This is a genomic window from Methylophilus sp. (assembly GCF_008015755.1).
GTDB lineage: Bacteria > Pseudomonadota > Gammaproteobacteria > Burkholderiales > Methylophilaceae > Methylophilus.
Map to the genome: position 1 here is coordinate 25,085 of NZ_SSGF01000033.1, position 10,153 is coordinate 35,237.

Genomic DNA, 10,153 nt, shown 5'->3' on the forward strand with positions numbered 1-10,153 from the left:
GGGGCAGTTATTTGTGAGAGCGTTTGGACGAGAGCTTGCTGCGATATTGTTGCAATTGTGCGCGTGTCTCTTCATAGCAATCAGCAACGGCCTGATACAGACCAGAAATAGTCTGGGCATCTTGCATGCTCAGGCCCAATAAGCGGCGGCTGAGTTTGCTGAGCGGAATCAAGCCCATATTGGCAGATTCGCCAGCCAGCTCATGCGCCAGTTTATGGACTTGCTCAAAGTTTAAATCGAGGCTGGCAGTGCCAAGCGCGCGTAGCAAGTCATCGGTAGATTCAATAAATTCTGTGATGAGCTTGTGCACAAAGGCTTCGCTGCCACCCAGTTTTTGCAAGTGCGTCATGCGGTCATCATCCAGCAAAGGTTCGGTGACGGGCGTGATGCTGCTAATTTTTTCTGCATCTGCCGATGCGGGCTTGATCCCCCTCATCGGTGAGTTGGGTGCTCTGGAGTCTACAATGATCTCATCCTGAGGCGTAGATAGGATTGGCGTTGAGGCTGCAGCTTGTTCTGCCGTTTCTGGTTTAGACTTTTGGCGTCTAACTGGCGCCACTTGTTCAGTCTCTATCGTGCTGGCAATTGCTTCAATCAGGCTTTGAATTTGTCTTGAAACCACTGGTTTGGTGAGTACCTGATACACCCCGGCACGCAGGCAACGATCCTGTGTGGTTTTAGTTGCATCTGCGGTGAGGATCACGGTGCGCAGAGGCTTGCTGTCCGGCAAGGCATGGTGAATATTAAAGACTTCCAGGCCGTTCATTTCCGGCATGTTGTAGTCAAGAATCATCAAGTCGAACTGGTGATGTTCCAGTGCATCCAGCGCAGCATCGCCATTGTCTACGGCCTTGACTACACAGTGCATTCTTTGCAGCGTTTCGTTTAGAATCAGTCGGTTGACCACATTGTCATCAGCAATCAGTACACGGATTTTCTTGCGGAATTTGGTGTGACTGCTTAACGGCACAACGTTAGACGCGTTATCCAGATTGATCTCATTGGTCGCTGGTTTTGCTGGCGCAGCCGCATGCGCGAGTGGCAGACTCACCACAAAAGTAGTGCCTACGTTTTCTTGGCTGGTCACATTTATTTTGCCGCCCATGACTTCGATCAATTGCTTGGCAATGGACGTACCCAAGCCTGTGCCGCCATATCGCCTGGTGATGCTGCTGTCGGCTTGGGTGAAGCTATCAAAAATCAGCGGTAAAGCGTCGTTCTTGATACCAATACCCGTGTCTCGTATGCGAAAGCTGAGCTTGCTTGTCTCGGCATGACTTTGGATGACGCTGACAACCACATCAACGCCACCATGCTGGGTAAATTTAATGGCATTAGCGATCAGGTTGGTTAATACCTGCTCGAGGTGATGCATGCTGCCAGTGTAGTGACGCTCTACCAGTGGATCGAGGTGAAATCGCAGCCACAGCTGCTTACGTTCGACTTCAATCTGGAACATCAGCTGCAAGCGCTGGATCAGGTCAGGCATGTAAAAGGTAATGTCCTCCAACTCGACTTTGCCTTTTTCGATCTTGCTGATGTCCAGCACGTCATTAATCAGTTTTTTGAGGCTGGAGGCCGAAGCACCGACCATGTTAAGCAGTTCGGATTGTTTGTGATCAAGTTTAGTTTGCGCCATCAACTCACTGGCACCAATAATGCCGTTGAGCGGGGTGCGCATTTCATGGCTGATATTGGACAAGAAGTTTGTTTTGGCCTCACTGGCTTGTCCGGCTTCTTTGGTGGCTTTTTCCAGGCTAACCAATAAGCGCAAGGCATGCGGCGGAATGAGCAGTAGGGTGAGGAGAAAACCGTAGGCTAAATGCTGGTGCTGGTTCCAATAAGGATTTAAATACAGCGTCAGGCTAAAGCCGATCAGGCTGAACACATAGCAGCCTTTGAAAAACTTGGTGCCATAGCGCAAGCCATAACCGATGATCAGCCACAGGTAAATACCGATAAACACGCCTGCCATTGCGCCTGAAATCATTTGTTCTAACGAGGTCGCCGTGATATCCATCACCATCGCTGTCCATTGCCGTTTTTCGTTTTTTTGTGGATTTTGCAAGATGTTGTACAACATCAAAAAGCCGAAACACAAATAAATCAGGCAAAGCAGTACCGGTTCATAACTGCTATGGTTGACCAAGAGATAGAGTGTAATAAAGCTGACAAAAACGACGCGAATAAGCGCCTGCTCAGTTTCATAACTGATAGACTTGATTTCCGTCACTTTCTGCTTTAATTGTCTAACTGAATCTCGCATGCTCAATCATGGTTCGTAGGTGATAGGCTTTCTCGATATTGACGCAAAGAAAGTCCAATCTGTATTGAAAATCTAACTTATGTTGATAGTTAACGGACTTTTCTTAAGATAACTTAAATTTTAGCAGGCTCGATTTGATTATCAAAGAAAGTTTACTTTTCACAACCCAAAATAATATTGTGCTTACTGGCATCTGTGATAAAAATGCCGACATTCCGCACCTTTAACCATTGATCTGCATGATGAACCCTACTGAGTCTGAACAACCTTCAAGATTGTCGCGCTGGCTGGCACGTAGCCGCATGGTATTGCCGATCTCGTTTTTTATTGGCGGGTTTGTCTGGGATGCCATTACCATTGGCAAGAAAGTCGCTTTGTCCGATATGGCTATTTTTGCGGCTTATTTGGTATTAGCGGCTGTGCTGATGTATCAGCTGGCGGCGCCTTCTTCTTCAGTCAGACGACTTGGGGAGCGTTTGTTAAGCTGGCAGTGGCTACAGCGCCGTGTCTCTAACTGGACCGTGCAGGACTGGCCTTACTGGATATTGCAGTTTTTGTTTGGCAGCCTGCTCAGTGCATTGTTTATCCTTTATTTCAAAAGCTCCAGCTATGGCCTGGCCTGGGTCGTTACCTTGGTCTTAGGCGTGTTGCTGGTGGCCAATGAGTTTATGGAAGGCGAATATCGGCGCCTGAGCTTATGCTGGAGCATGTTTGGTTTGTGCACCATTTTGTGGTGTAACTTTGCTTTTCCATTTTTGTTTGGTAGCGTGCATGCGGCCTGGTTTTATTTAAGCACTGTGCTGGGGGCGACGGTGACTTATGCCTTGTATCAGCGGGCGCCGCATCATGCTGGTCGCATTTGGCCGGTATGGGTGATTGCCGGGCTGCTGATGCTGGCCTATCGCGCCGATATGATTCCACCGGTGCCATTAGTGAAACAGGCAGTGGTGATCGCTTATGACCTGGAAAAGTCACCAGAAGGCTATTGGATGACGGTTGAAAAGTCACCTTGGTGGCAGTTTTGGCGGGTTGATAGCGACCATTTTTATTTGCAACCGGGGCAAAAACTGGTGTGTTTTTCAGCGGTGTTTGCGCCGCAGGGCTTGCAAACCAAGCTGCTGCACGACTGGCAGAACAAAGTGAAGGGGGAGTGGGTGAGTGTCTCTATGCCAGGATTTTCGCTCACCGGCGGCCGCGATAGCGGCTACCGCGGATATACCTACAAAACCAACCTCACCGCAGGCGAGTGGCGCGTGCGTATTCAGACCGAGACCCGGCAAACGATTGCGGTCAATGCGTTTAGGGTGACGATTAAGGATCAGCCGGATGCGCAGCGTCGCACGCGTATCCGCTATTAACGTTTGGTCAGCTTTGCTGACCTTCGCAGGCAGCGTGTGCGCCCGCATCTTGTGCCAAGGTGTTTGCTAACCAGTTCAGATGTGGCTCTACAGCCTGGCGCAGCGTCCATGGCGGATTAATAATCCACATGCCGCTGCCATACATGCCAAAACCATCGGCAGACGGGTGCTGCACATCCAGTGTCACATGCAAATAATCGGTATTCAGGCTGCGTAACTTATCTATCATGTGCTGTGGTTCTGGCCTTTGCAGGCGCGGATACCAGATCATATAAGTGCCGGTCGCAAAGCGTTTGAGGCTGTCTTTGATGCAGTCAACCACACGCGCATAATCATCTTTGACCTCGTAAGGCGGGTCTATCAGCACCACACCACGTTTGGTCGGTGGCGGCAAACAGGCTTTAATGCCTTCAAAGCCATCTTTTTGCTGGATAGACACTTGTCGTTTCTGTATCGAAAACTGTTGCTCCAGTAAGGCAGCATCGGCTGGGTGCAGCTCAAATAATCGCAATTTGTCTGCCGCATTTAAAAAATGGCTGGCAATGCAGGGTGAGCCGGGGTAGAGGTTTTTTTGCCCCTTAGCTGCTGCGGCAACGACTTGCAAATAGCTGTCAAATATCTCAGCAGACTGACTTTGTTGCAGGCGTTGAATGCCATCGACATATTCCGCTGTTTTATTCGCCACAGCGCTGTCCAGTTGGTAAAGGCCCGCGCCAGCGTGCGTGTCTATCACCCAGTAAGGCTTATCCTTCTGGTTAAAGTAATCCAGCACCAGGCTATAGAGCCAGTGCTTCAAAACATCGGCATGATTGCCAGCGTGAAAGGCGTGACGGTAACTTAACATTGCATATACTCTTAGATAAGCCGTCATTATAAGCGACAAAGTTTGTGCGCTCTTGTGAAAACTGGGTAACTTGCATTAGCATGCAAACATGAAACCTAGTCATACACATTCTGAACACGCACATGCGCACGATCATTCGCAGGCAGGCTGCGCGCATGATCACGATACCGACCATGCCGCGCACAGCCAGCAGGCGCATCATGGGCCTCAGCACGACGACCATGCACAGGACAATCCTTTCTGGATTCCTTTTCTGGCGATTGCGCTATTTACAGTCATCGAGTTTTTCGGCGGCATCTGGACACAATCACTGGCCTTGCTCAGTGACGCCTGGCATATGCTGTTTGACGTGTTGGCGCTCGGGCTCGCCATGTGGGCCGCACATCGCGTGCGCACCGGCCATCCGGCATCACAACAAACTGAGCGCCGCGTCTCTATGGTCAATGCCGCCTCCATGCTGCTGGTGACTGCGGGCATCGTTATTGAGGCCATCGAACGCCTCAAGCATCCTGTGACCGTCGCAGGCGGCTACGTCAGCGTGATTGCCCTGGTTGGTTTGCTGGTGAACCTGTTCGTTGCCAAACATATGCATCACCAGCATGCGCATCACGGTGGCGATGCTAATTTGAACCACCGCGCCGCATTTTTGCATGTCTTAGGTGACTTGTTAGGCTCTGTGACTGCCGTCGCTGCTGGCGTAGTGATCTATTTTACCGGCTGGATGACCATAGACCCGATACTGTCCATCCTGATTTCATTGCTGTTATTGGTGGTGACGCTCAACCTGATTCGCGACATTTATCGTGGTCAGCCTGGCCACCATCACTAATTGTTTAAATCTTTTGTCCATTAAAGGAGCGCCCCTATGCCTTACGTGAATGTCAAACTCGCAGGCTCTGTCACCAAAGAGCAAAAGAAACTGATCGCCAAAGAAATCACCGAAACCTTGCAAAAACACGCCCAAAAACCGGCCAATTACACCTATATCGTGTTTGAAGAGGTTGAGTATGAGGACTGGGCGATAGGTGGAGAGTTGTTGGGGTAGCTATTTTTAGCTACAAGTGAATGTTAATGCTTCAACCGAAAACGGTTGCAAATAGAAGTCTTTTTCTCCTTATACTTAACGCATCTCAAGTACGCTCCTCCCAGTCTTTAGGTGGCGCCTTCAGCGCGCCTATTATGCTTTACGTTAGGCTCATATCGTAGAATTAAGCACAATTAAGGAAGCACAAATTGAGTATCGAATTTTTAGAAAGTGACTTTGATAAAGTGAGCTATCTAGTGAATTTGCTCACTGCGCGAGCAACTGGCTTGGCGGCTGACGAACGTGAGTTTGAAGCTCTTCGTCACGAACTACTAAGCAATTTCAATCTGTCATCTATGCTTCCAAGTTGGCTTCGCCAGCATCGCAATCTTGATTCTTTTTGGGGTTTTATCCAGCCGAAATTTAAGACATATGCAGAAAGGCGAACCTTTCTATCTGAACAATTTACGCCTCTTTTAGACTCTCTTGAGTTTGGCCAGACGATTCAACATCTCAGCCCTCAAATGCCTAATCAAAGTTTTACGGTTTCACCACCTAAAGTGGCTAGAAATAAACGAAAGGTGTTTATAGTTCACGGTCGTGACAATGAAGCCAAGCAAGAAGTAAGTCGTTTTATCGAAAAACTTGGCTTAGAAGCCATTATATTGCATGAGCAGGCTAGCTCAGGAATGACGATCATTGAAAAAATTGAGCACTACTCAAATGATGCTGATTTCGCGCTAGTTCTTTATACAGCTTGTGATCATGGGCGAGGGATTCATGAATCTAAAATACCCCCAAAGAATAGAGCGCGTCAAAATGTGATATTTGAGCATGGGTATTTAATGGCTAAGCTCGGTCGAGAAAATGTATGCTCATTAGTAAAAGGCAATATTGAAACGCCAAATGATATAAGCGGCGTTGTGTATGTTTCACTTGACGAATTTGGCGCATGGAAAACTGAGGTTGCCAAAGAGTTGAAGGCGTGTGGTTATGCGATTAGCGACTTTTTCTAATCGATGATATTAGGGCCAGAACAGAATCGCGTTTAATCAAGCGTTTAAAGGGTATTAATTTTTGCCTTGTATTGCACACCTGGATGCCCTTTTAAATCAATATCTTGTGTCCATAAGGTTGCATGATGTTCTTTACTGATTTGCAAAATCAGGCTGTCAGCGAGTGCGAGTTGGTGTTTGGCCGAGTATAAAGCGGCATTCAGCGCCGTTTCTGAGTCAAAGGTCACAGCGGTGCCTTGCGCCATAAAGTCAGCTGCGGATTGGGCGGCTTTTTCACCACGCTGTAGCGTGACACGTTTACACACTTCAAACACAATCAGGGCTGGCACCAGCAGGTTTTCTGTATCTTCAAGCACTGGTGCGAAAAAATCAGCATTGCTGCCATTGGCAAAATACTCTAGCCAGCCACATGAATCTACAACATTCATACCCGGTCTTTCTCACGAGTCACTTCTGTCTCTATGCCTGCCAAAAAGCCACGTGCCGCGCTCATCGGCTGTTCGGGAATCAGCTCAATATGTTCGCCCTGGATGCGTGCTCTGAGTTTTTGGCCTGCTTGTATATTAAGTGACTGCCGCAATTCTTTGGGAATCACTACCTGAAACTTGGGTGAAACTGTCACTATGTCCATAACTATCCTTTTGGTATGGTATTTGGTCTTAAGTATTTCAAATTTTAAAATGTAATACTTAATATCAATTGTAATACCTTCTTAATTAAGTTGTACAGTGGTGTTGTAGACTTGCTTTGAACTCGAATGAATATCTAATGCTAAAATGCTTCGATGTTTGACCCCAAACCTATCCTCAAAAACCTGCCTAATCTGCCTGGTGTTTACCGCATGCTCAATGCGGAAAATACGGTGATTTATGTCGGCAAGGCCAAAGACCTGAAAAAACGGGTTTCCAGTTACTTTAATAAAAATCTGGCTAGTCCGCGGACCAAAATGATGGTGTCGCAGATTGCCAATATCGAAACCACGGTGACGCGCTCGGAAGCTGAGGCGTTACTGCTGGAAAACAACCTGATTAAAGGCTTGATGCCGCGTTACAACGTGCTGTTTCGCGACGACAAGTCTTATCCCTATATTGCACTGACGGGCGATGCTTATCCTCGCCTGGCGTTTCATCGCGGCACGCAGCGCAAGGGTAGCCAGTATTTCGGGCCTTTTCCCAGCTCACCGGCAGTGCGCGAAAGCATTCAGTTGCTGCAAAAAGTATTTAAATTGCGCACCTGTGAAAATACAGTATTTGCCAATCGCTCTCGGCCATGCCTGCAATATCAGATCGCCCGCTGCACCGCGCCTTGCGTCAACCTGATTTCTGAAGCTGATTACGCCGGGGATGTACGCCATGCCGCGATGTTTTTATTAGGCAAAACCAGTGAAGTGATTGATTCATTGGCGGATGGTATGAACGTGGCCGCCGAGGCGATGGAATACGAGCAAGCTGCTGTGTTGCGCGATCGTATCCAGGCGCTGCGTCAGGTGCAGGCCAAGCAGTTTGTCAGTGACTTTAGTGTCAGTGACGCCGATGTGATTGCCTGTGCCGAAGTGCAGGGCCAGCATTGCATTAACCTAGTGATGATCCGCGGCGGCCGCCATTTGGGTGACAAGAGCTTTTTCCCTAAAAATAGCCAGGATGCTGAATTAGCCGAAACCGTAGAAGCGTTTATCACGCAATATTATTTGTCACAAAATACGCCGCCGTTGCTGGTGTGTGGCGCAGAGGTGAATAAGGCTGAATTTGAAGACATGCTCAGTGAGCAGTCTGGCCGCAAAATACGTGTGTTAACCAATGCTATTGGCGATAAAAAAATCTGGCTCAAAATGGCACAAACCAATGCCGAGCTGGCCTTGCAGCAGCGTCAGGCGACCTCTGCCAGCCAGCAGGCACGCTTGGTGTCGTTGCGCGAAGCACTCAAACTGGCAGAAACCACTGAGCGCATTGAGTGTTTTGATATCAGCCACACCATGGGTGAAGCCACGGTAGGCAGTTGCGTGGTGTTTGACCGTGGCGATATGCAAAACAGCGAATACCGCCGCTATAACGTCACTGGCATCACGCCAGGCGATGATTACGCCGCCATGCGCGATGTGCTGACGCGCCGCTATAAAAAAGTGGCCGCAGGTGAGGGCAAGCGCCCGGACCTGATTTTTATTGACGGTGGCAAAGGCCAGCTCGGTGTGGCGATAGAAGTCATGCAAGAAGTCGGGCTCGATGATATTTTGATGGTCGGCATTGCTAAAGGCGAAGAGCGTAAACCAGGCCTGGAGACCATGATTTTTTCTGATACGGGTGAAATGCTGAACTTGCCGACGGATAATCAAGGCTTGCATTTATTACAACAAATCCGTGATGAAGCACACCGGTTTGCTATTACCGGCCATCGGGCCAAACGCGCCAAAGCCAGAATTACCTCGAGTTTAGAAGAGATTGAAGGCGTGGGCGCCAAACGCCGCAAAGCCTTGCTGACGCGATTTGGTGGCCTGGATGCGATAAAAAGTGCTAGCATAGACGAGATTGCCCAGGTAGAAGGTATTAGTCTGGCGTTGGCACAAACCATATATGACCGCCTGCACTAAGCCCTTGTACGCTGCCCTTTGTACGCATCCGTAGACGAATAAAAATGTGGAATATCCCGAATATACTCACCTTGTTACGCATCGCCATGATTCCGGTGTTTGTCGGCATCTTTTACCTGCCCGCTCACGCTGTCGCTGCTGATGGCCTGCCAGCGCACTGGGTCAATGTCATCGCAGCCAGTGTGTTTATATTGGCCGCATTCACGGACTGGCTAGATGGCTACTGGGCGCGTAGATATCACCAAATGTCGAAATTTGGCGCGTTTCTAGACCCTGTGGCCGACAAACTCATGGTGGCTGCGGCCCTCATCGTCCTGGTGGAATTAAATCGCGCTGGCGCAGTGGTTGCACTGATTATTATCGGCCGTGAAATCGCCATCAGCGCCTTGCGTGAATGGATGGCCAGCATCGGCAAAAGCGCGAATGTCGCCGTGGCTATGGTGGGCAAGGTCAAAACCGCCGCCCAAATGCTCGCCATTACCTTATTGCTCTGGTACGACCCTTTGTTTGGATTAAACGTGCAATGGCTGGGCGAATGGCTAATTGTGATCGCTGCATTACTGACCCTGATTTCTATGGGCTACTACTTGCGCGCAGCCTGGCCAGCGATACGCGAAACCATTTAAAAAAGCAATCATAAAAAAGAAACATTATTTTCAAAATCGTCCTTGACACCGGTCTCAAAATCATTAAAATGCCAGCTTCTTTACGAGACATGGCGTAAGGAAATACGCGGGAATAGCTCAGTTGGTAGAGCGCAACCTTGCCAAGGTTGAGGTCGCGAGTTCGAGACTCGTTTCCCGCTCCAAATTCTGGGGAAAGCGCCGCTTTCCCTTTTTAACATAAGTAGTTTTTATGTTGTTGGTTCTGGCGCGATAGCAAAGCGGTTATGCCGCGGCCTGCAAAGCCGTTTAGGCCGGTTCGACTCCGGCTCGCGCCTCCAGTCACATGTAGTAATAATGCGGGAATAGCTCAGTTGGTAGAGCGCAACCTTGCCAAGGTTGAGGTCGCGAGTTCGAGACTCGTTTCCCGCTCCAAATCTCTCTCAAGCACACCTACTG

General features: G+C 49.0%; 10 protein-coding genes and 3 tRNA genes. 9 read left to right on the forward strand and 4 right to left on the reverse strand.

The window, feature by feature from the left end; translation table 11 throughout:
- Nucleotides 1–7 precede the first annotated feature (7 nt).
- Nucleotides 8–2,266, reverse strand: coding sequence for an ATP-binding protein (locus tag E6Q52_RS12105; protein ID WP_292822386.1), 2,259 nt, complete (start codon nucleotides 2,264–2,266; stop codon nucleotides 8–10).
- A 239-nt stretch (nucleotides 2,267–2,505) separates the two neighbouring features.
- Between E6Q52_RS12105 and E6Q52_RS12110 the strand changes: the two genes are divergently transcribed.
- Complete coding sequence (locus E6Q52_RS12110; protein WP_292822388.1) at nucleotides 2,506–3,624, forward strand: DUF2914 domain-containing protein; 1,119 nt, start codon at nucleotides 2,506–2,508, stop codon at nucleotides 3,622–3,624.
- Nucleotides 3,625–3,631: 7 nt separating this feature from the next.
- Here the strand turns inward: E6Q52_RS12110 and E6Q52_RS12115 are convergent, their stop codons facing one another.
- Nucleotides 3,632–4,468 carry a 23S rRNA (adenine(2030)-N(6))-methyltransferase RlmJ gene (locus E6Q52_RS12115; RefSeq protein ID WP_292822390.1) on the reverse strand — a complete coding sequence of 279 codons (837 nt, stop codon included), beginning with the start codon at nucleotides 4,466–4,468 and terminating at the stop codon, nucleotides 3,632–3,634.
- A gap of 88 nt (nucleotides 4,469–4,556) precedes the next feature.
- On the opposite strand from E6Q52_RS12115, the gene E6Q52_RS12120 reads away from it, so the two are divergent.
- The 3 genes from E6Q52_RS12120 to E6Q52_RS12130 all read left to right on the forward strand — a co-directional run bounded on the left by E6Q52_RS12120 (nucleotide 4,557) and on the right by E6Q52_RS12130 (nucleotide 6,508).
- Nucleotides 4,557–5,297 (forward strand): cation diffusion facilitator family transporter, encoded by a 741-nt coding sequence (locus tag E6Q52_RS12120; RefSeq protein WP_292822392.1) that lies wholly within the window; start codon nucleotides 4,557–4,559, stop codon nucleotides 5,295–5,297.
- Nucleotides 5,298–5,333: 36 nt separating this feature from the next.
- On the forward strand, nucleotides 5,334–5,513 hold the full coding sequence (locus E6Q52_RS12125; protein WP_019882571.1) for a 4-oxalocrotonate tautomerase family protein: 180 nt from the start codon (nucleotides 5,334–5,336) through the stop codon (nucleotides 5,511–5,513).
- Between the two features lie 188 nt (nucleotides 5,514–5,701).
- Nucleotides 5,702–6,508, forward strand: a complete 807-nt coding sequence (locus tag E6Q52_RS12130) for a nucleotide-binding protein (protein WP_292822394.1) — start codon at nucleotides 5,702–5,704, stop codon at nucleotides 6,506–6,508.
- Between the two features lie 44 nt (nucleotides 6,509–6,552).
- Here the strand turns inward: E6Q52_RS12130 and E6Q52_RS12135 are convergent, their stop codons facing one another.
- The gene (locus tag E6Q52_RS12135) at nucleotides 6,553–6,936 is read right to left on the reverse strand and encodes a type II toxin-antitoxin system VapC family toxin (protein WP_292822396.1); all 384 of its coding nucleotides are present in this window, start codon (nucleotides 6,934–6,936) and stop codon (nucleotides 6,553–6,555) included.
- Complete coding sequence (locus tag E6Q52_RS12140) at nucleotides 6,933–7,139, reverse strand: AbrB/MazE/SpoVT family DNA-binding domain-containing protein (protein ID WP_292822398.1); 207 nt, start codon at nucleotides 7,137–7,139, stop codon at nucleotides 6,933–6,935. The genes E6Q52_RS12135 and E6Q52_RS12140 overlap by 4 nt, the downstream gene beginning before the upstream one ends.
- 153 nt (nucleotides 7,140–7,292) lie before the next feature.
- Here E6Q52_RS12140 and uvrC point away from each other — a divergent pair, with 153 nt between their 5' ends.
- The 5 genes from uvrC (at nucleotide 7,293) to E6Q52_RS12165 (ending at nucleotide 10,129) form a co-directional block, all read left to right on the forward strand.
- Entirely contained in the window at nucleotides 7,293–9,092 is a 1,800-nt protein-coding gene (uvrC, locus tag E6Q52_RS12145; protein WP_292822400.1) for an excinuclease ABC subunit UvrC, read from the forward strand.
- A gap of 44 nt (nucleotides 9,093–9,136) precedes the next feature.
- On the forward strand, nucleotides 9,137–9,718 hold the full coding sequence (pgsA, locus tag E6Q52_RS12150) for a CDP-diacylglycerol--glycerol-3-phosphate 3-phosphatidyltransferase (protein WP_292822402.1): 582 nt from the start codon (nucleotides 9,137–9,139) through the stop codon (nucleotides 9,716–9,718).
- A gap of 106 nt (nucleotides 9,719–9,824) precedes the next feature.
- A tRNA-Gly gene (locus tag E6Q52_RS12155) sits at nucleotides 9,825–9,900 on the forward strand.
- Between the two features lie 61 nt (nucleotides 9,901–9,961).
- A tRNA-Cys gene (locus tag E6Q52_RS12160) sits at nucleotides 9,962–10,035 on the forward strand.
- Between the two features lie 18 nt (nucleotides 10,036–10,053).
- A tRNA-Gly gene (locus tag E6Q52_RS12165) sits at nucleotides 10,054–10,129 on the forward strand.
- The last annotated feature ends 24 nt before the right edge of the window (nucleotides 10,130–10,153 follow it).